This is a genomic window from Stenotrophomonas sp. a6 (genome assembly GCF_030913325.1).
GTDB classification, from domain to species: domain Bacteria; phylum Pseudomonadota; class Gammaproteobacteria; order Xanthomonadales; family Xanthomonadaceae; genus Stenotrophomonas; species Stenotrophomonas maltophilia.
This window is the reverse complement of record NZ_CP133161.1, coordinates 4279613-4305566: the sequence shown is the minus strand read 5'-3', so window position 1 is coordinate 4305566 and position 25954 is coordinate 4279613. Positions and strand designations below refer to the sequence as shown.

Genomic DNA, 25954 nt, shown 5'->3' with positions numbered 1-25954 from the left:
CATGCATGATCCGTACACGCCCTCTCCAATGTCGTCCCCGGCAGCGCTGCTGCATGCTGCGCGCGTGCTGGAAATGCATCGTCTGGCTCTACTGCTGTCATGCTTCCAGGAGCCGCGCGCCAGTGGGTTCCGGGTGCTGCTGCAGGCGCTTGCGGTGCTGTGGTGCTGGCTCTGGATCGATGGCCCTCAGCCTGTTCTGGCCGATGAGGCAGCGCGGGTGCTGCCGGCCGCCGTTGTACTTCTGGCGGTATCTGTAGCGTGGGCACTCTTTGTAAAGCTTCGCAGGGCGCGTCACGACACGTGGTACGACGCGGCGGGTCTTCTGCTCAGTCTGGCGATGGTGGCCATCCAGGTGCACGCGGCCTTCATCCTGTTGATGGCACTCAATGCAATCCTGCCGTTCCTCGTCATCGCCGCGACGGTGGCTTACGGACGCAAGGCCATGGCGCCGGCAATCGCGGTAACGGCCGTGGCGCTGCTTTGGGCAGCCCCCGAAGGCTACTGGTTCTCGCGGCCCGCCTATCTGGCCTATGCGCTGGCGCTGACCATCCTGTTGCCGCTGGTCGTGGCGTCACTGGTGGCAGCGATGCGCGAAATCGCGTTGCGTGCCATTGCGTCGCGTGAGGCGCAGGGGCGATTCGTCGGCACCATGAGTCATGAGCTTCGCACGCCGCTCAATGCCATCATCAGCGGCATCCAGCTTCTGGAGGTCAATACGGCAAGTGCTGCCCAGCGACACGCACTGGCCACCGTTGCAGGGCAGGCCCAGGCGCTCCGACGTCGCATTGATGATGTACTTGATGTTGCCAGCATTGATGGTGGCAAGCTGAAACTGCGGCCACATCCTTGTTCGCTGCGTTCCATCATCGAGGCGGCGCAGGCGAGCTGCATGCCTGCGGCTGCAGACAAAGGCGTGGTACTGCAGGTGGATGTGGGGAGAGCAGACGTATGGCTGTTGGCAGATGGCGGTCGCATCGAACAGGTGGTGACCAATCTTCTCTGCAATGCCATCAAGTTCAGTCCCATGGCGGGCGAGGCGAGGGTCTCGGTTGGCGCCGTTCGAGCGGTGGATGACTGGCAGGTGCGGATCTCGGTCTGCGACTCCGGGACGGGCATCGACGAAGCGCAGAGAGACATGATTTTCTCGCCTTTCGTGCAGGTCAGTCAGGGCGAAGCACGTTGCGAACAGGGCGTCGGGCTCGGGCTGTACATCGTTCGGCTGATTTCCGATGCCATGGGCGGAACGATCAGCGTCGGCCGCAGCGATGTCGGCGGCGCCTCATTCGTGTGGTGCTTCGCTGCTGCCGTGGCCGATGAGGCTGAGCCGCTTCCTTCCCTGGGTGAGCTTTTCCAGTTGCACGCGGCGGTGGTTCGTCCGCTGCACTGCCTGCTGTTCGAAGACGTGGAGACCAACCGCGAGGTGGTGCAGCACCTGCTGCAGTGTGCAGGCCATCGCCTCAGCTTCCGGAAAGATGGTCACGATGCTCAGGCCGTCATCAAGGCGCTGGCGCCCGACGTAGTTCTGCTGGATCTGCACATGCCAGGTTGCAGTGGATGGGACGTACTGGAGGCGCTGGTCAGGGACCCTGCGGCGCCTCCCGTTCTGGTGATGAGCGCAGACACCCGGGTAGAGGTGATTGACAGGGCGCAGGCGCTGGGCGCGGCTGGGTTTCTGTGCAAGCCACTGGACATCGAGAGCGTCCTGGATATGTTGCGCGGTGTTGCCGAGCGCTGACCGTCCGGTAGGTGCCGACCAAGGGCGGCACCTACCGATTCCGATCCGTAACCGCAGCGGGATCAATCCCAGGCCGGGGCGATACCTTCCGGGTTGGCCAGGCGATGGCCGCGGTCCAGCTTGGCGATCTGCGCCATGTCTTCGTCGGTCAGGCGGATCGCTGCTGCTTCCAGGTTGCCCGACAGGTTTTCGCGCTTGGTCGACGACGGGATCACCGAGAAGCCCTGCTGCAGCGCCCAGGCCAGCGCGATCTGCGCCGGAGTGGCCTGGTGGCGGCCGGCAATGGCCTGGATCACCGGGTCCTTGATCACCTCGCCATAGGCCAGGCTCATGTAGGCGGTGATGTGGATGCCGTTGTCCTGCAGGAACTTCACCAGCAGGCGGTTCTGCAGGTACGGATGGATCTCGATCTGGTTGGTGGCGATGGCGCCTGCACCGAGGATGCCGATCGCCTTGCGGGTCTGTGCGATGGTGAAGTTGGAGATGCCTATCTGCTTCGTCAGGCCCTGTGCCTTGGCCTCGGCCAGTGCGGTCAGGTACTCCTCCATCGGCACGTCGACCTTGTCGTTCGGCGACGGCCAGTGGATCAGTGCCAGGTCGACATGGTCGGTGCGCAGCTTCTCCAGGCTGGTGCGCAGGCTGGCCAGCAGCGCTTCGCGCTTGAACTCGATGATCCAGACCTTGGTGGTCAGGTAGATCTCATCGCGCGGCACACCGGAGTCGGCAATGGCCTGGCCGACCTCGGCTTCATTGCCGTAGATCTGTGCGGTATCGATGGCGCGGTAGCCGACATCCAGCGCGTTGCGCACGGAGTCGATCACGGTCTGGTCTTTGAGGCGGAAGGTGCCGAGACCGAAGGCGGGGACAGTCATGGGGAGCTCCAGCAGAGGGGAGGGATGCGAATATCCGGCAAAGGGTAGGCCAGTGGCCGCATGCGTGCCGGCAACGGTGCATTGCACCACCGTACCGGCAGGGTGCCGGCACGGCATGACCTGTCTCAATGCGCGGCCACGGCGATGCCGTCGGCACGATCATCGATGCCATCACGACGGTCCAGGCGCCCGCTGAGCACGGTCAGCGCATAGGCGCCCAGTACCACCAGCGCGCCGAGCCACGGCGTGTGCATCAGGCCGACGTGCTCCACCACCAGGCCACCCAGCGAAGCGCCCAGTGCGATGCCGATGTTGAAGGCGGCGATGTTCAGGCCCGAGGCCACGTCGGTGGCCTGCGGTGCATAGCGCTGCGCCTGCTTGACCACATAGACCTGCAGGCCGGGCACGTTGCCGAAGGCCACGGCGCCCAGCGCCAGCACGGTCAGCAGCATCAGCCAGGCGTTCCAGGCGGTGAAGGTGAGCGCGAACAGCACGATGGCCAGCAGCGCGAAGATGCGCTTCAGCGCGGGCACCGGGCCCATGCGGTCCGCCATGCGCCCGCCCCACAGGTTGCCGATCGCCACTGACACGCCGTACACCAGCAGCACCAGGCTGACCGCATTGGCCGAGAAACCGGTGACGTCCTGCAGGATCGGCGCCAGGTAGGTGAAGGCCAGGAAGGTCCCGCCATAACCCAGCGTGGTCATCGCATAGACCAGCAGCAGGCGCGGCTGGGCCAGCACGGCCAGCTGCTGGCGGAAGCTGGACGGCGCGCTCTGCGGCACGCTGCGCGGCACGAACAGCAGCGCACCCAGCAATGCGATCACGCCGAGCCCGGCCACCGCCAGGAAGGTGGCGCGCCAGCCCAGGTGCTGGCCGATGAAAGTGCCCAGCGGCACACCGGTCACCAGCGCCACGGTCAGGCCGGTGAACATGATGGCGATCGCGCTGGCGGCCTTCTCCTTCGGCACCACCGCGGTGGCGATGATCGAACCGATCGAGAAGAACACGCCGTGGGCCAGGCCGGTGAGGATGCGCGCGACGATCAGCGAGGTGTAGCCCGGCGCCAGGAAGGCGATGACGTTGCCGAGGGTGAACAGCACCATCAGCGCCACCAGCAGCGACTTGCGCGGTACGCGGCCGGTGAGCGCGGTCAGCACCGGCGCACCGATGGCCACGCCGAGGGCATACAGAGAGACCAGCAGGCCGGCCGAGGGCAGGCTGACCTGCAGGTCGGCGGCAATGGTGGGAATCAGGCCGACGATGACGAACTCGGTGGTACCGATGGCGAAGGCACCGAGGGTCAGCGCCAGCAGGGCGAGGGGAATGCCACGGATCATGGCCGGCTCCGGAGGGAAGGAAGGCGCGCAGTGTGCGCGGCGCACCTTTGCCGAAAAACCGGTCTTCACGCCAATCACTATTGCCGCCCAGTCAATAATGGAGGCATGAAGACCACTCTCGATGAAATGCAGGCCTTCCTCGCGGTGATCGACAGCGGGTCGATCAGTGCTGCCGCCGAACAGCTGGGGCAGACGCCGTCGGGCGTGAGCCGGGCGCTGGGGCGGCTGGAAGACAAGCTCGGCACCACCCTGTTGACCCGTACCACCCGCCGCCTGCACCTGACCGCAGAGGGCGAGGCCTACCTGCGCCATGCACGGGCGATCATCGATGCGGTGGAGTCCGCCGAGGAACAGATGGCCGCCCGCCGCGAGCGCCCGGCCGGACGCCTGCGCGTGGATGCGGCGATGCCGTTCGTGCTGCACGTGATCGCGCCGCTGGTGGCCGGGTACCGCGCGCGCTACCCGGAGGTGCAGCTGGAGTTGAACAGCTCCGAGCGCTACATCGACCTGCTGGAACGGCGCACCGATCTGGCGATCCGGATCGGGCCGCTGGCCGACTCCACCCTGCATGCGCGGCCGTTGGGTCGCTGCCAGCTGCGGCTGGTGGCCAGTCCGGCCTACCTGGCGGCACACGGCGAACCGGCCAGCGTCGCCGCGCTGGGCCAGCACACCCTGCTCAGCTTCAACGAACCGGAATCGTTGAATCACTGGCCGTTGCCGGGCGATGCCGATGGCCTGCTGCGGGTGCGTCCGGATATCGCGGTGTCCAGCGGCGAAACACTACGCCGACTGGCGGTGGAAGGCGTGGGCATCACCTGCCTGTCCGACTTCGTGACCGACCGCGACCGCGCCGCCGGCACTCTGGTGCCGGTGCTGGCGACGCAGACGCTGGATGTGTACCAGCCGATCCACGCGGTGTATTACCGCAACACGGCGGTGTCGGCGCGGATCAGCTCGTTCCTGGATTACCTGGGTGAAGCGATGGCGCGGAGCGATTACCTGCGCTGAGGTCGTGGCGGGGTTGCCGGCCAGCGGCCGGCACTACCGCAGGTTACGGCGGGTGCGGACCGTTGGTCCGCACGGCCCCTGCCATCGCCCGACCAACGGTCGGGCGCTACCCATGTGGTGGTGGGGTCGCCGGCCCGCGGCCGGCACTACCGCAGGTTACGGTGGGTGCGGACCGTTGGTCCGCACGGCCCCTGCCATCGCCCGACCAACGGTCGGCCGCTACCCATGTGGTGATGGGGTTGCCGGCCAGCGGCCGGCACTACCGCAGGTTACGGCGGGTGCGGACCGTTGGTCCGCACGGCCCCTGCCATCGCCCCACCAACGGTCGGGCGCTACCCATGTGGTGGTGGGGTCGCCGGCCAGCGGCCGGCACTACCGCAGGTTACGGTGGGTGCGGACCGTTGGTCCGCACGGCCCCTGCCATCGCCCGACCAACGGTCGGGCGCTACCCATGTGGTGGTGGGGTTGCCGGCCAGCGGTCGGCACCACCGCAGGTTACGGTGGGTGCGGACCGTTGGTCCGCACGGCCCCTGCCATCGCCCGACCAACGGTCGGGCGCTACCCATGTGGTGATGGGGTTGCCGGCCAGCGGCCGGCACTACCGCAGGTTACGGTGGGTGCGGACCGTTGGTCCGCACGGCCCCTGCCATCGCCCGACCAACGGTCGGGCGCTACCCATGTGGTGGCGGGGTTGCCAGCCGCTGGCCGGCAACCGGATCAATCAGGCCGCGCGCGCCAGCGCGTCCTTCGCTGCGGCGGTGGTCGACAGATCGAACACATCCACCGCGTCGATCAACCGGTTCGCCTGCTGCTCCAGGCTGCGCGCGGCGGCGCTGGCTTCTTCCACCAGCGCGGCATTCTGCTGGGTGGTGCCGTCCATCTGGATCACGGTCTGGCTGACCTGTTCGATGCCCGCGCTCTGCTCCTGCGAGGCGGCGGAGATCTCGGCCATGATGTCGGTGACACGCTGCACCGACGCCACGATCTCGGCCATGGTGTCACCGGCCTCGCGCACGCGCCGTGCACCGTGGCCGACCTGTTCCACCGACGCTTCGATCAACGCCTTGATCTCCTTCGCGGCTGCCGCCGAACGCTGTGCCAGGGTGCGCACTTCGCTGGCAACCACCGCGAAGCCGCGGCCCTGCTCGCCGGCGCGTGCCGCTTCCACCGCGGCGTTCAGCGCCAGGATGTTGGTCTGGAAGGCGATGCCGTCGATCACGCTGATGATCTCGGCGATCTGCCGCGACGAGGTTTCGATCGCGCCCATCGTCGTCACCACCTGGCCGACCACGCTGCCGCCGTGAGAGGCAACGGTGTGCGCGCCGATCGCCAGCTGGTTGGCCTGGCGCGCATGCTCGGCGTTCTGGCGCACGGTGGAGGTCAGTTCCTCCATCGATGCCGCCGTCTCTTCCAGGTTGGCGGCCTGCTGTTCGGTACGGCGCGACAGATCGTTGTTGCCGGCGGCGATCTCCGCCGCCGCCGTGTGGATGTTGCCGGAGGCGTGCTTGATGTCGGTGACGATGGTTGCCAGCTGCGTAGCGGTGGTGTTGGCGTCGCCGGCGATACGCGCGAACACGCCCTGGAAATCACCGTGCATGCGCGCGCCGAGGCGGCCATCGGCAATCGCGCGCAGCATGCTGGAGACCTCGCCGAGGTTCAGTTCGGTGGTCTGCATCAATCGGTTCAAGCCGTCGACCATTGCGCGGAAATCATGCTCGAAGCGTGCGCTGTCGCCGCGCTGGCCGAAGTCACCGGCGGCGGCGGCTTCGGCCAGGCGGCGGATCTCGCCGTTGATCATGCCGAGATTGGCCTTGGCCGTATCCAACGCGTTGGTGATCACGGCCTTTTCGCCGGGCAGGCGTTCCATGTCCTGGCTGAGGTCACCGACGGCATAGCGGCCCATGATCGAGATCGCGCGCATCTTCACCTGGATGTGCGCGTCAACCAGCGTGTTGCAGTCGGCCACCATGGTGCCGAACGCGCCCGGGAACGCACTGGCATCCATGCGATGGCTGATGGTGCCGGCGTCATGCGCCTGCGCCATCGTCGCCTGTGCGTCCAGTACGCCGCGCAGCGTGGACTGCACCGCCTGCATCGCCTGCGCGAGGCGACCGATCTCGTCGCGGCTGCGCACCTGCACCACGTGCTGCAGATCACCGGCGGCCACGGCACGCGCAGCGGCTTCCACCGCCAGCACCGGCTGCACCACCGCGCGCCGCAGCCACCAGGCCAGGCCCATCAGCAGCAACACGGCGGCCAGCACGGTCAGCGCCGCGCACAGCAGCAGGGTCTGCCGCGCCTGCTGCGACCGCGCCGCTACGGTTGCTTCGGCCACCTGCGTGGCATGCGTGCTCAGCGCATCCAGTGCGGTCGCCACCGGGCGGTCCTTGCCACGCACCAGATTGTCGCCGGCGGCGGGATCGTAGCCGGCTTCCGCAAACGCCTGCAGGGCGGCGTGGTAGTCCTTCTGCAGCTGCGTGTGCAGGCCGATGAAGGACTGCGCCAGTTCGCGCGTGCGTATGTCCGGGCTGGCTACGAGGCCCCTGGCCAGCTGCTCGACCAGGCGGCCCTCGCTGTCAAAGGCGTCCAGATGGCGCTGGCGCAGCGCGTCGTCGTGGCCGCGCAGCAGCACGTTCTTCCATTCCTGCACCTGGCCGCGGAACTCGCGCTGCAGGCGTTCGGCGTCGCGGCTGTGCGCGACTTCGGGTGGAACCTCGGTGGACAACTTCAACCAGGCGGAGGCCAGGCCCGCCAATGCGCACAGCAGGACCACGGCCAGACCAACGGAAACCGCGCCGAGCAGCTTGGACTGCAGGCGCGGAGCACGGACAGACGCTTTCATGGAAGGGACTCTCGGGAAGGGGCAATGCGGTATCGACCTGTCCCCATGCGTCTGAAGTGCGACGCTCATCACATTACCGTTTCGTTTAGTGATGTGAAGGGGATGTTTCATAGGACAAATGTGTCCATATGGAACGAAAGAAGACCCTCGACAGAGAATTTAAATGTAACTATCGTTGTTACATGAAATCCGCAAATCCACTGTCTGACGCCCTGCATGTGATGGCGCACCTGGTCGGCCATGCCGCCCCGCGTACGTCCGAGCAGCTGGCGTCCTGCCTGCCGACGCATCCGGTGGTGATCCGTCGCCTGCTGGCACAGCTGCACAAGGCCGGCCTGGTGCGCAGCACCCGCGGCCACGGCGGCGGCAGCCTGCTGGCACGCGACGCCGCGGCGATCACCCTGCATGACATCTACCTGGCGGTGGGCGCACCACCGCTGGTCCAGGTCGGCGCCCGCGACTCCGGCGGTGGCTGCCCGATCCAGCGGCTGGTCAACAGCGCCCTGCTCGAAGGGGCGCGCGAAGCGCAGCGCCTGCTCGAAGCGCGGCTGCAGGCGACCACGCTGGACCAGCTCGGCGCCGACTTCGCCCGCCATCTCGCCCATCACCGTTCCCTGGAAGGTCACCATGAATCCTGATGTGCTCATCGTCGGCGGCAGCTATGCCGGCATTGCCGCCGGCCTGATCCTGGCCCGTGCCCGTCGCCCGGTCACCGTCATCGACGCAGGTTCGCCGCGCAACCGTTTCGCCAGTCATTCGCACGGGGTGCTCGGGCTGGATGGCATCAGTGGCGCCGAGCTGCTGAAGACGGCGCGCCAGCAGCTGCTGGACTACCCCACGGTGCGTTGGGTGCATGCCGAAGCCGTGCAGGCCACCGCCAGCGCCGAAGGCGTGGAAGTCCGCACCGCCGATGGCCAGGTGCTGGCCGCGCGCAAGCTGCTGCTCGCCAGCGGTGTTGCCGACCAGTTGCCGGCGTTGCCGGGCCTCGCCGAGCGCTGGGGCAGCACCGTGCTGCACTGCCCGTACTGTCATGGCTATGAAGTGGGTGGTGGTGCCATTGGCCTGCTTGGCGGTCATCCGATGTCCGCCAGCAAGGCGCCGCTGTTCGCGGACTGGGGCAATGTCACGTTCTTCAGCATGGGACTGGACATCACGGATGAGGAACGCGCCGCCATGCAGCAGCGCGGCGTGCAGATCGAGACGTCACCCGTGCTGGGCGTGCAGGGCGACCAGCCGACCTGGCTGGAAGTGGAGCTGGCCGACGGCCGCCGAATCGCCCAGCGTGCGTTGTTCGTGCCGGCCACCCAGGCGATGGCCACGCCATTGGTGCAGCAGCTGGGCTGCACGTTGGTCGAGAGCCCGCTGGGCGTGCTGATCGAGGTCGATGCGATGAAGCACACCTCGGTGCCGAACGTGTATGCCGCAGGCGATGCGACCACGGTGGGCAACATCACCCTGGCCATGGCCGAAGGCGTGCGCGCGGGCATCGGCGTGCACCATGCGCTGGTGGCCGAGGACAGCGTGCCGCGCTGAATGTGCCGGGGTCAGATCCCTTTCGCAGAAAGGGATCTGACCCCCGACGCCACGTGTTGCTCTGGTAGAGGCCGGCCTTGGCCGGCACCGCTCCATTACCCCTTCACGCACAGCACCTGGCGCAGCGTGTGCACCACGTCGACGAGGTCGAGCTGCGCGGCCATCACATCGTCGATCGACTTGTACGCGGCCGGTGACTCGTCCAGCACGCCGCTGTCCTTGCGGCATTCCACATGCGCGGTGGCCTCGCGGTGCTGGGCCAGCGTGATCTGCTGGCGCGCCGTGCCACGGCTCATCACCCGGCCGGCGCCGTGGCTGCAGCTGTGGAAGCTGTCCGCGTTGCCCTTGCCGCGCACGATGTAGCTGCGCGTGCCCATGCTGCCGGGAATGATGCCCAGCTCGCCCTCACGCGCGCTGACCGCGCCCTTGCGCGTCACCAGCAGTTCCTGGCCGTTGTGCATCTCCTTCTGCACGTAGTTGTGGTGGCAGTTCACCGCCATCGCTGCCAGCTGGAACTTCGGCAGCCGGTGGCGCATCTCGGCCAGCACGCGCGACATCATCGCCTCGCGGTTCTGCCGGGCGTAGTCCTGCGCCCACGACACCGCTTCGACGTAGTCATCGAACAGCGGCTCGCCTTCCATGAAGAACGCCAGGTCCTTGTCCGGCAGGTGGAAGCCCAGCACGCGCCGGGCCAGTTCCTCGCGCGCCTTCTCGATGAAGTAGGTGCCGATCAGGTTGCCGGTACCGCGTGAGCCGCTGTGCAGCATCACCCACACCGTGTCCGTCTCGTCCAGGCACAGTTCGATGAAGTGATTGCCGCCGCCCAGCGTACCCAGCTGGCGGTCCAGCTTGTCGGTGCGGATGCGGCGGTGCTTGTCCTTGATCTTCTCCAGGCCGGCGGCCAGCCCGGACTGCACCAGCCGGGTGTGGATGCTGTCGGGCATGCGGTGATGCTCGCCGCCACGGCCATTGCCGACCGGGATGCTGCGCTCGATGCTGTTGCGCAGCTGCCGCAGGTCATCGGGCAGGTCATCGGCGCGCAGCGTGGTACGCACCGCCGCCATGCCGCAGCCGATGTCGACGCCGACCGCGGCCGGGATGATCGCCCCGCGGGTCGGGATCACCGAGCCTACGGTCGCGCCCTTGCCCAGGTGCACGTCCGGCATCACGGCCACCCACGGCCCGACGAACGGGATCGCAGCGATGTTGCGCAGCTGCTCATGCGCCTGCGCTTCCAGCGGCACACCGTTGACCCAGCCCTTGATCGGCGTGGTGCCCTCGGCATGCAGCCATTGATAGTTCTGTTGAGTGTCCATGTCTTCTTTATTGTCCTTGATGGGCCGGCGGCGCGTCCCTGCGCCACCGCTACCCCCTACCTGATCGTCACCAGCTGCTTCAGCACGCCATCCAGGCCGCCGAACACGGTGAGCGTGTCGATCTTCTCGGTGACCTTCTCCAGTGCCTCCAGCTCCTTCAAGCGCATCAGCACCGGGTTGTCCTCGATCAGCTTTGCGGTGTTGAGCTGCGAACGCGTGGCGTTGGCCTCCTCGCGGCGACGGATCACGCTGGCCTGGGCCTGCTTTTCGGCCAGCACCACGCCGTTGAGGATCTCCTTCATCTCGCCCGGCAGGATCACGTCCTTGATGCCGACGCCGAGCAAGCGCACGCCGTGGCCTTCGATCGCCGCCTGCACATGCGCAGCGATCTCGCCGTCCAGTGCCGCCTTGTCACCCAGCAGCTCGTCCAAGCTGCGCGCGGCAATTGCCTGGCGCAGGCCGAACTGCAGCTGCCGGTAGACGAACTCATCGGCATTGCTGAGCGTGCGGTGCGCACGCACCGGGTCGACCACCTGCACGGTCGCGGCCAGGTTCACCCGCAGGGTCACCTTGTCGCGGCTGAGCAGTTCCTGGCCGGACACGTCCAGTGAACGTGCACGCAGTTCCACACGCTCCACCGACACGTTGCCGTTGAAGTTCCAGAACGCGTGCAGGCCGGCGTCCAGCGTCTGCCGCAGCGTGCCATCGATGAACAGCAGGCCGACCGACTCGCTCGGCACCGTGCTGATCACCGCCACACGCGGCAGCACGCCCAGCTGGCCCAGCCGCTGCTGCACGTCCGCCGGAATGCGCGGCTCGTCACCCAACGCCATTACCTGCACCTGGGTATCGACCGAACCGCGCCAGTACAGACGGCGGCTGCCCGGCGGCAGCACTTCATCGATGCGGCCGTTGCGCAGCAACAGGCCGACCTCGCTGGCGCCGACGTTGGCCAGCACGAAGTGCGTGTCCAGCTGTGCGCCCAGCGCTTCGATCAGGCTGTCCTGGTCGCTGCCAGTGTAGGCCGCGCCCTTCGATGCAGTGTGGATGTCCACGTGCGGCCGGCCGCCGAACGGCGACAGGCGGTGCACGCCCGGCAGCAGGATCTGCTGGAAACGACGGTTGCGATACACCAGGCCGCGCTCGCCGTCGCCGATCACGACCTTGATGGTCCAGAACATGGGAGTCTCTCCTTGTATGGCTCTGGTGGTTCGACCCGTTGCGGATGAATCGCCATGACCCGGGTCGATCCGGTCGTGGCGAGGCTGCCTGCACATCACGTGCAGGCAGCGGAAGAGGGCGGCCATCGGCGGACGGTCCGCGCGCGGAGCCTTCGATGCGCCGGCAGTGCTGCCATCGTCGTTCCCGGCAGGCAGCACCGGTGCGGAACGTGGCTGGCAGTGGCGGCGGGCCGGGGCCCGGCGTGCGGTCCGTTGCCTTCCACGTTCCTGCCCGAAGGCGATGTCGGTGGACGGCGACGATGGCCGCTGGGGCTTGCGCCCCGGGTGTTGCTTCAAGTCATGACGTGACAGGTCATGTGGTTTGGAGTGGGAATCGAACCCACGACAGACGGATTACGGATCCGTTGCTCTGACCAAGCTGAGCTATCCAGTTGGGGACCGCGCGGAATCGAACCGCGTACCGGCGAACCGGTGCCTGCCTCCAGCAGGCGATCCAGGCGATGGCATGTCCGCGACCTCCGGCATACGCCACGGCAACGCCGCGCGCACCAGCCCGTGGTTGAAACGGGGCCGTTGGATAATCGAGGGTGCAGGCCACCGACATTATCGGCGAGCGATAATGTTCTGATGCGATGCAGATAATGTCCAGGCGCTGCCAGTCGCGCGAAGTAAATCCTTCGGCGGGGCGGGAAAAGCCTGGGTCAGTGAGCGGCGGGTCGCCGCGCGGGGTGCAGTTCTGGCATCGCGGGTCCTTGTGTCGACGCAAACGAAAACGCCCCCGGGACTTGCGTTCCGAGGGCGTCGTCAGGCCTCGGAGATCGGGGTGGCCGATCTCCGCAGGGCGGGTATCAGGCCGTTGTCAGCTGGTCTTCCTTGCCGAACGCGCGCGCCGGCCCGTCCATGCGCAGGCATGGCAGCAGTTTGGCGATGGCGACGGAATGCGCGTTCAAGGGAAGTTTCCAGTGGTTGTTGAAACGAGGTGCGCACGATAAACCACGATTTAGTCGTGCGCAACCATTTTGTGCAATTATTTTCTTGGGTATGCGTGCAATGCCGGCCAGCGGCCGGCACTACCGGCCCTCACGCTTCGGCGCTGGCGGCATCCAGCTGCGCGACATCCTGCACGCTCAGCGACACGTTGGCCGCCGCCAGCAGATCGTGCAGCTGCTCGACGCTGGTGGCGCTGACGATCGGCGCGGTGATCGACGGCCGTGCGATCTGCCACGCCAGTGCGATCTGCGCGGCACTGGCGTTGTGCTTGCTGGCCACGTCATCCAGTGCCTGCAGGATGCGCAGGCCACGCGGATTCAGATAGCGCTTCACCACGTTCTCGCCACGCGCCGGGCTCTTGGCCGCATCGGCCGGCGTGCGGTACTTGCCGCTGAGGAAGCCACTGGCCAGCGCGTAGTAGCCGATCACGCCGATCTGTTCGCGCTGCACCAGCGGTTCCAGTTCCTTTTCGTAGCCGGCGCGGTCATACAGGTTGTACTCCGGCTGCAGGGTTTCGTAACGCGGCAGCTTGTAGTCGGTGGACACCTTCAGCGCATCGGCCAGGCGCGTGGCGCTGTAGTTGGAAGCACCGATCGCACGCACCTTGCCAGCTTCGATCAACCGGCCGAAAGCAGCCAGGGTCGCTTCCAGCGGCGTCGACTCGTCATCCTCGTGGGCCTGGTACAGATCGATCACGTCGGTCTGCAGGCGGCGCAGCGAATCCTCGACCGCCGCATTGATGTTGTCCGGGGTCAGGCCGGGGCGTTCGGCCCACTTGGCCACCTTGGTCGCCAGCACCACCTTGTCGCGCTTGCCGCTGCGGGCAAACCACTTGCCGATCAGCGTCTCCGATTCGCCGCCGGCATTGCCCGGCACCCAGGCCGAATACACATCGGCGGTGTCGACCAGGTTGAAGCCGGCGTCGACGAAGGCATCGAGCAGGGCGAAGCTGGCCTTCTCATCGGCGCTCCAGCCGAACACGTTGCCACCGAAGGCGAGCGGACGTACATGCAGGCCGGAACGGCCCAGTTCGCGGGTTGCCGTCATGGGCACGGACTCCTTGGGGGAAGTGCTCCAGAATAAAACGCGTAGTGTGACCGTGCTGCGGCGGCGACCACAAAACAGTGTTCCGCGATACGCACGCAGCTAACGTTTTGTGAACACCTGGGACGCCGCGGCTGCTAGTCTCGCCGCATCTTCCGCTGGAGTCGCTCCGATGATGCCTGCTTCGTCCCTGCGTGGTTGCCGCCTGCTGCTTGCTTCGGCCCTGTTTGCCGCTGTTCCCGCGTTCGCCGCACCGGCCACGGTGGCGCCGGCGAAGATCCAGGTGTCGCCGGCCATCGACGCGGCGGTGAAGGCACCCACCCGTGATGCCAACAACGTCAAGCGCGACGGCTTCCGCCACCCGGCGCAGACGCTGTCGTTCTTCAAAGTGACGCCGGAAAAGACCGTCATCGAGATCACCCCCGGCAACGGCTGGTACTCGGAGATCCTGGCGCCGCTGCTGCACGACAAGGGCCACTACGTTGCTGCGGTGGTCGATCCGATGGCGGTGCCCGAAGGCCGCGGCCGTGACTACCAGCAGCGCAGCCGCGACAGCCTGGAAAAGAAGTACGCCGCTGCACCGGCACAGTTCGGCAAGACTGCCGTGGTGGCCTACGATCCGGCCAAGCCGGTGTTCGGCCCGGCCGGTTCAGCCGATGTGGTGCTGACCTTCCGCAACGTGCACAACTGGCGCAAGGCCGGCCAGGCGCAGGGCATGTTCCAGGGCTTCTTCAACGTGCTCAAGCCGGGCGGCGTGCTGGGCGTGGTCGAGCACCGCGCCAAGGCCGACGTGGCCGACGACGATGACACCGGCTATGTCGGCCAGCAGCAGGTGATCGCGATGGCCGAGGCCGCCGGCTTCAGGTTGGACGCGCGCAGCGAGGTCAACGCCAACCCGCGCGACACCAAGGACCACCCGAACGGCGTGTGGACGCTGCCGCCGACCAACCAGCACGACAAGGCCGACGAGGCGAAGTACCAGGCGATCGGCGAAAGCGACCGCATGACCCTGCGCTTCATCAAGCCGTAAAGCGGGGCGCCGGGCCGTGCTTGGTGAGCGCGCAGCGCGGTGTTGGGCGGAATGGGTAGCGGCCGGGCAATGCCCGGCGCTGCCACCAATGGAGTGTGCTGTTGAAGAAAGTGCTGTACTTCGCCTTCGCATTGATGGCGCTGCCGCGGTTGTACGACTTCGTGTTCCATGCGGGTCACGTGCATGATCTCGTGGCGGCGGCAGGTTTTGCGGTGCTGCTCGTGGGCTGCCTGTGGGACGAACGTGCGCGCAGGGCCTGCCCACCGGTAGCGCGGCTACGGTATCGCGCCAACGCTGCCGCCACGTGCGGCGCCGTGGTGGTGCTCGTTGCGCTGTTGATGGAAAGGAAGGTCTTCGGCTGAGTGGTGATCGCGGCGGCGATGCGGGAATGGGACAATGCCCCACCCGCCGACTGCCGTGCCCGCAATGCTGATCGCCTTCAACAAGCCCTTCAACGTGCTCTGCCAGTTCACCGACCGCAGCGTGCCGGCGCGGCCGACGCTGGCCGGGTTCGGCCTGCCGCCGCGCGTGTATGCCGCGGGCCGCCTGGACCATGACAGCGAGGGGCTGCTGCTGCTGACTGACAACGGCACGCTGGCGCACAAGCTCACCGATCCCAGGCACAAGGCCGACAAGACCTACTGGGTGCAGGTGGAAGGCACGCCCAGCGATGAGCAGCTGCAACAGCTGCGCGACGGCGTCGAGCTGAACGACGGGCCGACCTTGCCGGCGAAGATCGAGCGCCTCGATCCGGCGCCGTCGCTGTGGACACGCGATCCGCCGGTGCGCTTCCGCAAGACCGTGCCCGATGCCTGGCTGGCGATCACGATCCGCGAGGGCCGCAACCGCCAGGTGCGGCGCATGACCGCGGCAGTGAACCTGCCAACGCTGCGGCTGGTGCGGGTGGCAATGGGGCCCTACCGGCTGGACGACCTGCAGCCGGGGCAGTGGCGGCAGATCGGTTGAAACAGAAAGGGCCGGATACCTCGCGGCATCCGGCCCCGGCTCGGGGTCAGATCCCTTCCGCAGGAAGGGCTCTGACCCGGTTGGTCACACTCAGGCGTCGCTGCCGATATCGCTGTGCTCGTCCACCACGGTGTCGTTGCGGCGGTCGCGTGCGTTGATGCGCTGCGCCTGCCCATTCACCACGTGGCCATTGGCAGCCTTCTTCTTCTGCTGCTTGCGGTACAGCGCATAGCCGAGCAGGCCGACGCCGACGGCAGCCGCGGCAATGGTCACGGCCGGGTTGCGGCGGGCGAACTTGGTGGCGACCTTGCCGCCGGTCTTCACTGCGCCGAGGGCGGCGCCGGTCTTGATCCAGTCCGCGTTGCGCAGGCTGCCACCGGCGCTCTTCAGGCCATCGCCGGCGGTGTGGGCCAGCTCCAGGGCGCGCTCCAGAGCGCGGTCGGTGATTACGGTCAGCTTGCTCATGCGGGGGTCCTTTGCCTCGGGTCGAAGTCCAGTGTCGCGTGTTGCCCGTAAACGGTATGTCAGTCGGGGACGCAGGCGGTGTGACTTTAGCGTAGCCATTCAGGATCAGGCAGGGTGGGTCGGATCCCTTTCCGTTGGGAAACGGCTCTGACCCCAGCGCCACGCCTGGGGTCAGAGCCCATCGCGATGCAATGGGATCCGACCCCGCCCTTCAGGTTCCGCGCGGCTTGGCCCGGTGCGTGGCCGTCGCCGTCCACGGATCATCCGGCCATGGGTGGCGCGGGTAACGGCCCTTCATCTCCTTTTTCACTTCGGCGTAGGTGCTTTCCCAGAAGTTGCGCAGGTCCTGGGTGACCTGCAGCGGGCGGCCACCGGGGGAAAGCAGGTGCAGGGTCAGCGGCACGCGGCCATCGGCGATGCGCGGCGTGTCGGCCAGGCCGAACAGTTCCTGCAGCTTCACCGCCAGCACCGGCGGCAGCGGATCGCCGCTCTCGCTGTCCAGCGCATAGGTGATCGGCCGCTCCAGTCCGGACGGCACGGTGATGCGGGTCGGTGCGTGGCGTTCGACCAGCTGCCGTTGTGACCACTCCAGTGGCGATTTCAGCGCTTCGCCAAAGCTGGATTCGTCCAGCGCATCCAGTCGCGTCTTGCCGGCGAACGCGGGCTGCAGCCACTGCGCACGGTTGGCCAGCAGGGCGTCGTCGCTGCAGTCGGGCAGGCCGAGCTCGGGCATCCAGCGGCGCAGCGATTCCACCCGTGCCTGCCACTGGCGCAGGCCTTCGGTCCACGGCAGCGCCTGCAGGCCGAGCTCGGCCACCGCATCGGTCAGTGCCTGCGCGGCGTGCTGCGGATCGACCCGGCCGGCCGAGCGGCTGTCCAACACGATCCGGTCGAAACGGGTCTCGCGCAGGGCCACCAGGGCGCGGCGCTCGCTGTCCCAGCGCACCACGTCTTCGGTGACGAAGCGCTCCGGCCACGCCCTGCGCAGCTGGCCTTCGTCCACCGGTGCGGCACGCAGCAGCAGCGCATCGCGTGCCTCAAAGCGAAGCTCGCTGGCCACCAGCCAAGGTTCGCCACGCAGGTCGCTCAGCTCGTGCAGGCGCGCGCTGCGCCCATTGGCCAGCAGGTAACGCAGTGGATCGCCGGGATGCTGGAAGCCGATCCGATCAGGGAAGGCGTGAGCGAGCAGGTCACCCAGCTCATGGGCCTCGATGCTGGCCGGCGGCGTGGCTTCGCAGCGCAGGCGGCGACGCCACTGCTTGGCGGCGGCATCGATGGCGGCCAGCCCGCTGCGGTTGGCATCGCCCGGTGTGCGGCCATTGCGGAACGCGGCCAGTGCGCGCCAGCGGCTCGCCAGCGCGTCACCGCCCTGGCGCAGCGGATCGCGCGCTTCCAGCAGCGCGGCCAGATCGGCGGCCAGCGCCTGCGAACGTGCATCGGGCGCGGCCAGCAGCATCGCCGCCATCCGTGGGTGCGTACCCAGCGCCAGTACGCGGCGGCCGAGTGCGGTGATCGCACCACTGCTGGACAATGCGCCCAACCGCTGCAGCAGTTCGCGGGCGGCGCCCATCGGGCCGGCAGGTGGCGGATCGAGGAAGCGCAGGTCGCTGCTGCCCCAGGCGGCCAGTTCCAGTGCCAGTCCGGCCAGTTCCACCTGGCCGATCTCGGCGCGGCGCTGCGGCTCCAATCGCTGCGACTGCGGCCACAGCCGCCAGGCCACGCCTTCGGCCACGCGACCGGCGCGACCGGCGCGCTGGTCGGCCGACGCCTGGGCGATGGACACCACGTCCAGCCGGGTGAAGCCGCTGTTGGGGTCGTAGCGCGGTTCGCGTGCCTGGCCGCTGTCGATCACCACGCGCACGCCGGGCAGGGTCACCGACGACTCGGCCACGTTGGTGGCCAGCACCACGCGGCGGCGGCCATCGCTGGCGGCCTGCAGCACGCGCGCCTGCTGTTCCACCGGCAGCTCACCATGCAGGGCCAGTACTTCGACGCCGGCATCCAGCGATTCCTGCAGGCCAGCCTGCACCCGCGCGATCTCGCGCTGGCCGGGCAGGAACACCAGCAGGTCACCGGGGTGATCGGCCAGGGCCTGCTGCACCGCGCGGCGCACCTGCAGTTCCAGCGTCTCATCGCGGCGCGCCGGGAAATGGCTGACCGTCACCGGGTAGCTGCGGCCCTCGCTGCTCAGCCGCGGCGCATCGAGGAAGCGTGCCAGGCGCTCGCCATCCAGCGTGGCCGACATCACTACCAGGCGCAGGTCATCGCGCAGCTGCGCCTGCACGTCCAGCGCCAGCGCCAGGCCGAGGTCACCGCTGAGATGGCGCTCGTGGAATTCGTCGAACAGGATCGCACCGACCTCTTCCAGCATCGGGTCGTCCTGCAGCATGCGGGTCAGGATGCCTTCGGTGACGACTTCAATGCGGGTGCGTGCCGAGACCTTGTTCTCGAAGCGGATGCGGTAGCCGACCGTGCCGCCGACCTCTTCGCCCAGCTGCCGTGCCATGAACAGCGCGGCGCTGCGTGCGGCGACCCGGCGCGGCTCCAGCAGGATGATTTTCCGGCCTTGCAGCCATGGCGCTTCGAGCAGGGCCAGTGGTACCTGGGTGGTCTTGCCGGCGCCGGGCGGGGCTTCCAGCACCAGCCGTGGCTGCACGGCCAGGTGCTGCTGGATCTGCGGCAGCAGCGGGGAAATCGGGAAGAGCGGGGCATTCATGGGCAAAGAATAAGGGGCCATGGCGGCCGCAGGTACAATGCGCGGGCACTTTTCCCCCGCGATGACCATGCACCTGATCGATATCGGCGCCAACCTGACCCACGACTCCTTCGACCGCGACCGCGATGCCGTGCTGGACCGCGCACGGCAGGCCGGCGTGGTGCAGATGGTCATCACCGGTGCCAGCCGCGAGCACTCGCCGTTGGCGGTGCAGCTGGCCCAGCAGCATCCGGGCTTCCTGTACGCAACGGCCGGCGTGCACCCGCATCACGCGGTGGAGTACACCGAGGAATGCGATGCCGAGATGCGCGCGCTGCATGCCCACCCGGAAGTAGTGGCGGTGGGGGAGTGTGGGTTGGACTACTTCCGTGATTTCTCGCCGCGCCCGGCTCAGCACCGCGCCTTCGAGCGACAGCTGCAGCTGGCCGCTGAGAATGGAAAGCCGCTGTTCCTGCACCAGCGCGATGCGCATGCCGATTTCATGGCACAGATGAAGAACTTCGAAGGCCGCATCGGCCCGGCGGTGGTGCATTGCTTCACCGGCGAACGCGACGAACTGTTCGACTACCTGGACCAGGACTGGTACATCGGCATCACCGGCTGGCTGTGTGACGAGCGCCGTGGCGCGCACCTGCGCGAACTGGTGAAGAACATCCCGGCCAACCGCCTGATGATCGAGACCGATGCCCCGTACCTGCTGCCGCGCACGCTGAAGCCGATGCCGAAGGATCGCCGCAACGAGCCGATGTTCCTCTCGCACATCGTGGAAGAGCTGGCGCGCGACCGTGGCGAGGACGTGGCGGTGACGGCGGCCAACGCCACGGCGGCCACGCGTGCGTTCTTCCGCCTGCCCGAGGTGGGTTGATCCGTAGAGCCGAGCCCATGCTCGGCTTATCGCGCGCAGCGCGAAAGACGCAAAGAGCAGCCGAGCATGGGCTCGGCTCTACAAAGCGCTGTCCGGTAGCGCCGGGCCATGCCCGGCGAGCGAAGCGGCCAGCGCCTGCAGTCCTTCCCGATACGTCGGAAACCGTGGTGCCCACCCCAGCGCCGCACGCGTGCCACGGCTGTCGATGCGCTTGTTGCTCTGGTAGAAGCGCTGCAGCGTCGGGCTCAGCGCTGGATCGTCCCAGGCCACGGCCGGCGGCATCGCAAGCCCGGCCAGCTGCGCGGCGAAGGCCAGCACATCCTGTGGTGGTGCCGGTTCGTCGTCGCTGGGCAGGTACAGGCCCTGGTGGGTCGGTCGCTGCATCGCCGCGATGATCACTGCCGCAAGATCCTCTACGTGCAGGCGATTGAACACCAGGCCCGGCCGAATCACATGGCGGGCACGGCCTTCGGCCAATTGCAGCAGTGCGTTGCGTCCGGGACCGTACAGGCCAGGCAGGCGGAACACCGCAGAGGCAATGCCACGTTCTTCTGCAAGCGCACGCCATTGCGCTTCGGCACGCAGGCGCTGCACGCCGGCTGCTTCAGTGGCATCGGCTGCGCTGCGCTCGTCAACCCAGCCGCCGGCCCGGTCGGCATACACCGACGTGGATGACAGATAGCCCACCCAGCGCAGTGCCGGGCTGTCCTGCAGTGCCGGCAGCAGCAGACGCAGTGCCGGGTCGCCCTCGGCATCTGGCGGTACGCTGCACAGCACGAACTCCGCCTGTGCAATCTCATCGAGCAGGGCTGACGAAGGTGGCGCGTCGGCGCGCAGCTGATGCCGCAGCAGGCCATCGTCCGGCGCCGACGAGGGGTCACGCACCGTGCCGACGACGTGCACTCCCCGTGCCTGCAGCTGCGTGGCCAGCACGCATCCGCTCCAGCCCATACCGAGGATCAGCACCCGCGTAGGCAGCGCACTGGCCGGCAACGGGATGCTCACGCGCCGCGCAGTGCCTGGTAGGCCTGCAGGCTGCTGTAGGCGACCTGCAGCAACAGGGCTTCCTGATCGGCCTTGCGTGCACGCGCCAGCATGTCGCCGACGATCTGTTCGGCCTCTACCTGCTGGCCTGCTTCCAGATCCCGCAGCATCGACGCCTTCAATGCAGAGCCGGCCTGGGTGAGGGTGCCGCGTGCGGTGTCCTGCGCGGCATCGGGAATCGGCTCACCGGCAGCTTCGGCCACGGCCAGGCATTCGTCGTACAGGCCGCGCACGATCGCCTCGCCATCATCGGTGGCGACGATGGTGCCGATATCCGCGCGAAGCAGGCAGGTCGCAGCGGCCAGCGCGGTCAGGAAGGTGTACTTGATCCACTGTTCCTGGCCGATGTGTTCGCTCGCCAGGTGATCAAGATGGGCCTGCGCGCAGGCAGCGGCGAAGGCACGCACGCGTGCGGACGCCGCGCCGCCATCGCGCTCGCCGAAGGTGAGCTTGGCCGGCTTGCCCAGGTGCAGCACCGCACCGTCGGGGGCCTTGGTGGCGCTGATGAAGCACAGGCCGCCGAGCACGGCGTCGCGGCCGAAGCGCAGGTCCAGCGCGTTGTAGTGGTGCAGGCCGTTGAGGATCGGCAGCACGGTGGTGTTCGCGCCCACGGCTGGAGCAATGGCGTCGATCGAGCTGTCGAGGTCGTAGGCCTTGCAGCTGAGGATGACCAGATCGAACGGCTTCTGCGCGGCCAATGCGGGCAGCGCATCGGCGGTGACGTGCTGCACCGGGAAGCTGGCATCGCCGAGCGGGCTGCGGATGACCAGGCCATCGCGGTCCAGCTGTGCGGCGCGCGCGGGGCGCACGAGGAAGGTCACGTCCACGCCGGCCTGGGCCAGGCGACCACCGAAGTAACCGCCGGTACCGCCGGCGCCGAGGATCAGGATGCGCATTGCACGTTCACCGCTTTCTGGGGAATCAGATCTGCGATTGTGCCGGAGATTACGGCCAACGGCGGAGCCCCTCGTGGTGGTTCGCGCAGTTGGTTTCATGAGCTGGGTCGTGTGCGATGGGTTCGCGGGGGACGCCGTGAACCCCGCTCCGCGGTCCGGCCCAGCCGCTGGCGGCTGTGCGTTCGGGCGCTTGCGAAGCAATGCTTCGCAAGCAAAGCGCCCTCACCCCTGGGGGCTTAGCCGCGCCATCCATGGCGCGGATACCCCCGCGAGCCCATCGCACACGACCCCTGACAGTTTCCGGGTGCGGCCACCACGGAAAGCAGATCAAGAGCGAAAGCGGGTCGCTCGCTGCGCTCGCTCGTGTAGAGCGGTGCTCAGGGCAGTTGTTCGCTGAAGTCTTCGGTGTAGCCCAACAGCAGTGTGGTGCGGGTGGCCAGGGTTGCAGCCAGTTTTGACCACGTGTCATGCGTTCCGGCCGCGTAGACGCGCTGCAGGTCCGCGACCAACGCATTTGCCTGTGCAGGCGACGGCGCGCTGTCGCGCTGGAAGCCGAGCCACGATGCGCCGAGTCCGAACAAGCGGTAGTCATGGTGTTCCTGCAGGTGCCGGATCAGGGCGTGATTCTGGAAGATGTCCCAGTCCGCGCTGAAGTAACCGTTGGGCAGGGCGGCGATCAGCAGGTCATCGCGGTCCACCGGCACCTGTTGCACGCAGACCACCTCGTCGACGATGAGGTCCGGCGTTGCATTGGCGGCGACCAGCGCCTCGATGTCCTCGTCGCTGCACATCAGCGTGCCCGGCAGCGCGCTCCATTCCAGCCGATGAGAGGAATGCTCGAGCTGCGCGACCACATGCGCCAGCAACCGCTCGCGTGCCGCCAACGCGTCTTCGGGGGTTTCCGGATCTTCGTCCTCGTACAGCGCGATGCGCGCGTCGTCGGACGCATGCATGCTGGTGTAGCGGCATTGGCCGACATCATCGAGCGTGCACAGGTAGCGATACCGGGGATCAGCCGTTTGTAGTGACGCCAGGTATTCCAGCACCTCATCCAGCGTGGGCGAATCGCCCAGCAACGCATGGCTGAAGGCATCGATGGGGCCGTCCGACACGGCCTTGTCCAATGGAATGGAAGTGATCTTCATCGCCACAGCCTAGCCGCAATCCCGAACGAAAAGATCCGGGCGTCGGCCTTACCGTGAACGCTCCATTCACGCATGGCGTGGATCCATCGTGTCGACCAAGGTCGACACCCACCAACAGCAGCGGCAATCTGTCGAAGGCGGGGTGGGTCCGGTTGCGGGGGTGTCCGCGGCATGGATGCCGCGGCCAAGCCTCCATGGACGGATTCACGGCGTCCCCCGCAACCGGACCCACCCCGCCATCCCCCGGATAGTCAGCTTTTGCCGTTGCTTTTGCCGTTGCCGTTGCCGTTGCCGTTGCCGTTGCCGTTGCCGTTGCCGTTGCCGTTGATTCGGCGGGTGCAGGGCCGCAGGCCCTGCAGGCAAAACTCAGCTGCGCATGCCCACGCCGCGACGCAGCAGCCACAGCGCCAACGCCGTCAGCACCACCACGAAACCGATCATCAGGCCGTAGGCCACCGGCAGCGGTACATCGCTGCTGCCCAGCAGGCCATAGCGGAACGCGTTGACCATGTAGAAGATCGGGTTGGCGTGCGTGGCCGCTTCGGCCCAGCCCGGCAGCAGCTTCACCGAATAGAACACGCCACCCAGGTAGGTCAGCGGGGTCAGGATGAAGGTCGGCACGATCGCCACGTCATCGAACTTCTTCGCATACACCGCGTTGATGAAGCCGGCCAGCGAGAAGATCGTCGCGCCCAGGATCACCGTGGTCAGCATCACCAGCGGGTGCGGGATGCGCACAGGGGTGAAGAACATCGCGATGATCAGCACGATCACGCCCACCATCAGGCCGCGCAGCACCGCACCGGCCACGTAGCCCCACAGGATCACCCAGTTCGGCATCGGGCTGACCAGCAGTTCTTCCACGTGACGGCCGAACTTGGCGCCAAAGAACGAGGAACTGATGTTGCCGTAGCTGTTCTGGATCACGCTCATCATCACCAGGCCCGGCACGATGAACTGCATGTAGGTGTAGCCGCCCATGTCACCCACGCGCGACCCGATCAGGTTGCCGAAGATCAGGAAGTACAGGGTCATGGTGATCGCCGGTGGCACCAGGGTCTGGCCCCAGATGCGCATGATGCGGGCGACTTCGCGGCGCACGATGGTCATCAGCGCGATGCGGTTGCGCTGGCCGTCGGTCAGCTCGGTGGTGCTCATGCAGGCTTCTCCAGGTTGCCGGTGAGGCGCACGAACAGCTCCTCCAGGCGGTTGCTCTTGGTACGCATCGAACGCACGCGGATACCGGCCTCGTTGAGCGTGGCGAACACGCGGTTGAGGTCCATTGCGCGCGGCATGTCGATGTCCAGCGTGTGCGGGTCCGGCGCGGTCAGCGTCGCACCTTCGATCACCGGCAGCTGTGCCGGCAGGTCACCGTCGATGTCCAGCAGGAAGCCCTCCACGTCCAGCTTGGCCAGCAGGGTGCGCATCGGCCCCTGCTCGACGATCTGGCCATGGTTGATGATCGCCAGGTGGCGGCACAGGTACTCGGCCTCTTCCAGGTAGTGCGTGGTAAGGATGATCGTGGTGCCTGCGGCATTGATCTCCTTCAGCACGCGCCACATGTCGCGGCGGATCTCGATGTCCACGCCGGCGGTCGGCTCGTCCAGGATCAGCAGGCGCGGGCGGGTCATCATCGCGCGGGCGATCATCAGCCGGCGCTTCATGCCGCCGGACAGCGTGCGGCTCATCACCTGTGCCTTTTCCCACAGGTGCGCGCGCTTCAGTTCCTCTTCGGCGCGCTGCTCGGCTTCCTCGCGCGGTACGCCATAGAAGCCGGCGTAGTTCACCAGGATGTCGAAGGGCTTCTCGAACAGGTTGAAGTTGATTTCCTGGGGCACCAGCCCGATCAGGCGCATGGTGGCGCTGCGGTTGCGCACCAGGTCGCTGCCGAACACTTCCACCTGGCCCTCACTGAGGTTGACCAGGGAGCTGATGATGCCGATCAGGGTCGACTTGCCGGCGCCATTGGGGCCGAGCAGGGCGAAGAAGTCGCCCGGGGCCACTTCCAGGGAAACCCCCTTCAGGGCCTGGGTGCCGTTGTCGTAGGTCTTGCGCAGGTCGCGCACGCGCAGGGCGGGCGCCGTATCGTTCTGGGATGCCAAGCTCGAAGCCTTCGCGCCCATGGGCTGGCGCTGGAGAGGGGCGGGGAGGGGCTATTATAGAAGACCCCGAGGGCTTGCCCCGGCTACACACTGTCCCGAAAAGTCGTGCCTGTTCAATTCCCCCTCAAGCTGGTCGGCTGCCGCATGCTGGCCCCGACCGTCTGCCACTACCAGTTCGTGCGTGACGATGGGCAGCCGCTGGATTTCCAGCCCGGCCAGTTCATCCAGGTCCATTTCAGCTACGCCGACGGCACCGAAACCAAGCGCAGCTACTCGCTGGCGACCATCCACGACCACGCGCTGGGCCCAGGCGAGGCGGTGGATATCGCCGTCAGTTTCGTGCCCGGTGGCGCCGCCACGGCCCTGTTCGAGGCACTGGAGCAGGGCGGCCAGATCAGTGCGTCCGGCCCCTATGGCCGGTTCTGCCTGAATCCCGGTGACCACAACGCCCGTTACCTGCTGATCGCCACCGGTACCGGCGTTACCCCGTACCGCTCGATGCTGCCGCTGCTGGAAAAGGCCATGGCCGAACGCGGTGTGCAGATCGTGCTGTTGCAGGGCGCGCGCAGCCCGGGCGAGCTGCTGTACAGCGAAGATTTTTACAGCTTCGCCGAAAAGCACCCGAACTTCCGTTATGTTCCGTGCCTGTCGCGTGAACTCCCGGCTGATCCGCACCCGGACGTACAGCACGGCTACGTGCAGCAGGCGCTGGCCGGCTTAACGCCGGACCCGGCCACCGACATCGCCTACCTGTGCGGCAACCCGGACATGGTCGATGCCTGTGCCGAGCTGCTGAAGGCCGCCGGCCTGGGCAACCCGCAGATCCGCCGCGAGAAGTACGTCAGCAGCAAGTAAGTCAGGGTA

General features: G+C 67.3%; 22 protein-coding genes and 1 tRNA gene. 9 read left to right on the top strand and 14 right to left on the bottom strand.

Going from position 1 to position 25954, the window contains the following annotated elements; all coding sequences use genetic code 11:
- The first annotated feature begins 1 nt into the window (after window position 1).
- Window positions 2-1735 (top strand): ATP-binding protein, encoded by a 1734-nt coding sequence (locus tag Q9Q79_RS19690; protein WP_188246426.1) that lies wholly within the window; start codon window positions 2-4, stop codon window positions 1733-1735.
- A gap of 62 nt (window positions 1736-1797) precedes the next feature.
- Here Q9Q79_RS19690 and dkgB read toward each other — a convergent pair whose 3' ends face one another.
- Both dkgB and Q9Q79_RS19680 read right to left on the bottom strand, forming a co-directional pair.
- Entirely contained in the window at window positions 1798-2607 is an 810-nt protein-coding gene (gene dkgB, locus Q9Q79_RS19685) for a 2,5-didehydrogluconate reductase DkgB (RefSeq protein WP_188246427.1), read from the bottom strand.
- A 125-nt stretch (window positions 2608-2732) separates the two neighbouring features.
- Complete coding sequence (locus Q9Q79_RS19680) at window positions 2733-3947, bottom strand: MFS transporter (RefSeq protein WP_188246428.1); 1215 nt, start codon at window positions 3945-3947, stop codon at window positions 2733-2735.
- Window positions 3948-4052: 105 nt separating this feature from the next.
- Here Q9Q79_RS19680 and Q9Q79_RS19675 point away from each other — a divergent pair, with 105 nt between their 5' ends.
- Entirely contained in the window at window positions 4053-4955 is a 903-nt protein-coding gene (locus Q9Q79_RS19675) for a LysR family transcriptional regulator (protein WP_005411584.1), read from the top strand.
- Window positions 4956-5676: 721 nt separating this feature from the next.
- On the opposite strand, the gene Q9Q79_RS19670 is transcribed toward Q9Q79_RS19675, so the two are convergent.
- Window positions 5677-7797 (bottom strand): methyl-accepting chemotaxis protein, encoded by a 2121-nt coding sequence (locus tag Q9Q79_RS19670; RefSeq protein WP_043034463.1) that lies wholly within the window; start codon window positions 7795-7797, stop codon window positions 5677-5679.
- Between the two features lie 182 nt (window positions 7798-7979).
- Between Q9Q79_RS19670 and Q9Q79_RS19665 the strand changes: the two genes are divergently transcribed.
- Entirely contained in the window at window positions 7980-8435 is a 456-nt protein-coding gene (locus tag Q9Q79_RS19665; protein WP_024958520.1) for an Rrf2 family transcriptional regulator, read from the top strand.
- Window positions 8425-9330, top strand: a complete 906-nt coding sequence (locus tag Q9Q79_RS19660) for an NAD(P)/FAD-dependent oxidoreductase (RefSeq protein ID WP_043034464.1) — start codon at window positions 8425-8427, stop codon at window positions 9328-9330. Before Q9Q79_RS19665 ends, Q9Q79_RS19660 begins: the two co-directional genes overlap by 11 nt.
- A gap of 95 nt (window positions 9331-9425) precedes the next feature.
- Here the strand turns inward: Q9Q79_RS19660 and Q9Q79_RS19655 are convergent, their stop codons facing one another.
- The 4 genes from Q9Q79_RS19655 to Q9Q79_RS19640 all read right to left on the bottom strand — a co-directional run bounded on the left by Q9Q79_RS19655 (window position 9426) and on the right by Q9Q79_RS19640 (window position 13864).
- Entirely contained in the window at window positions 9426-10646 is a 1221-nt protein-coding gene (locus tag Q9Q79_RS19655; RefSeq protein ID WP_076739692.1) for an RtcB family protein, read from the bottom strand.
- 56 nt (window positions 10647-10702) lie between these two features.
- Entirely contained in the window at window positions 10703-11827 is a 1125-nt protein-coding gene (locus Q9Q79_RS19650; RefSeq protein WP_005411579.1) for a slipin family protein, read from the bottom strand.
- Between the two features lie 357 nt (window positions 11828-12184).
- Window positions 12185-12258: transfer RNA gene (locus Q9Q79_RS19645), tRNA-Thr, on the bottom strand.
- 649 nt (window positions 12259-12907) lie between these two features.
- A complete protein-coding gene (locus Q9Q79_RS19640; RefSeq protein ID WP_012481579.1) occupies window positions 12908-13864 on the bottom strand; it encodes an aldo/keto reductase in 957 nt (318 codons plus the stop codon).
- A 169-nt stretch (window positions 13865-14033) separates the two neighbouring features.
- Here Q9Q79_RS19640 and Q9Q79_RS19635 point away from each other — a divergent pair, with 169 nt between their 5' ends.
- The 3 genes from Q9Q79_RS19635 (at window position 14034) to Q9Q79_RS19625 (ending at window position 15857) form a co-directional block, all read left to right on the top strand.
- Window positions 14034-14891: a class I SAM-dependent methyltransferase gene (locus Q9Q79_RS19635; protein ID WP_005411577.1), complete on the top strand. Its 858-nt coding sequence runs from the start codon at window positions 14034-14036 to the stop codon at window positions 14889-14891.
- A gap of 95 nt (window positions 14892-14986) precedes the next feature.
- A complete protein-coding gene (locus Q9Q79_RS19630) occupies window positions 14987-15253 on the top strand; it encodes a hypothetical protein (protein ID WP_012481577.1) in 267 nt (88 codons plus the stop codon).
- Window positions 15254-15317: 64 nt separating this feature from the next.
- On the top strand, window positions 15318-15857 hold the full coding sequence (locus tag Q9Q79_RS19625; RefSeq protein ID WP_012481576.1) for a pseudouridine synthase: 540 nt from the start codon (window positions 15318-15320) through the stop codon (window positions 15855-15857).
- 90 nt (window positions 15858-15947) lie between these two features.
- Here the strand turns inward: Q9Q79_RS19625 and Q9Q79_RS19620 are convergent, their stop codons facing one another.
- Window positions 15948-16322: a hypothetical protein gene (locus tag Q9Q79_RS19620; RefSeq protein WP_005411574.1), complete on the bottom strand. Its 375-nt coding sequence runs from the start codon at window positions 16320-16322 to the stop codon at window positions 15948-15950.
- A 211-nt stretch (window positions 16323-16533) separates the two neighbouring features.
- Window positions 16534-19038, bottom strand: coding sequence for an ATP-dependent helicase HrpB (gene hrpB, locus Q9Q79_RS19615; protein ID WP_201861615.1), 2505 nt, complete (start codon window positions 19036-19038; stop codon window positions 16534-16536).
- Window positions 19039-19105: 67 nt separating this feature from the next.
- Between hrpB and Q9Q79_RS19610 the strand changes: the two genes are divergently transcribed.
- Window positions 19106-19903, top strand: a complete 798-nt coding sequence (locus Q9Q79_RS19610) for a TatD family hydrolase (RefSeq protein ID WP_053443855.1) — start codon at window positions 19106-19108, stop codon at window positions 19901-19903.
- Window positions 19904-19981: 78 nt separating this feature from the next.
- Here Q9Q79_RS19610 and Q9Q79_RS19605 read toward each other — a convergent pair whose 3' ends face one another.
- The 5 genes from Q9Q79_RS19605 to Q9Q79_RS19585 all read right to left on the bottom strand — a co-directional run bounded on the left by Q9Q79_RS19605 (window position 19982) and on the right by Q9Q79_RS19585 (window position 25111).
- Window positions 19982-20908, bottom strand: coding sequence for an epimerase (locus tag Q9Q79_RS19605; protein WP_286244719.1), 927 nt, complete (start codon window positions 20906-20908; stop codon window positions 19982-19984).
- Complete coding sequence (gene panE / locus Q9Q79_RS19600) at window positions 20905-21843, bottom strand: 2-dehydropantoate 2-reductase (protein ID WP_005411570.1); 939 nt, start codon at window positions 21841-21843, stop codon at window positions 20905-20907. The genes Q9Q79_RS19605 and panE overlap by 4 nt, the downstream gene beginning before the upstream one ends.
- A gap of 377 nt (window positions 21844-22220) precedes the next feature.
- Entirely contained in the window at window positions 22221-22988 is a 768-nt protein-coding gene (locus tag Q9Q79_RS19595) for a hypothetical protein (RefSeq protein WP_201861616.1), read from the bottom strand.
- A gap of 366 nt (window positions 22989-23354) precedes the next feature.
- The gene (locus tag Q9Q79_RS19590) at window positions 23355-24146 is read right to left on the bottom strand and encodes an ABC transporter permease (RefSeq protein WP_005411568.1); all 792 of its coding nucleotides are present in this window, start codon (window positions 24144-24146) and stop codon (window positions 23355-23357) included.
- Entirely contained in the window at window positions 24143-25111 is a 969-nt protein-coding gene (locus Q9Q79_RS19585) for an ABC transporter ATP-binding protein (RefSeq protein WP_005411567.1), read from the bottom strand. Before Q9Q79_RS19585 ends, Q9Q79_RS19590 begins: the two co-directional genes overlap by 4 nt.
- Window positions 25112-25195: 84 nt before the next feature.
- On the opposite strand from Q9Q79_RS19585, the gene Q9Q79_RS19580 reads away from it, so the two are divergent.
- Window positions 25196-25945 carry a ferredoxin--NADP reductase gene (locus tag Q9Q79_RS19580; RefSeq protein ID WP_201861617.1) on the top strand — a complete coding sequence of 250 codons (750 nt, stop codon included), beginning with the start codon at window positions 25196-25198 and terminating at the stop codon, window positions 25943-25945.
- The last annotated feature ends 9 nt before the right edge of the window (window positions 25946-25954 follow it).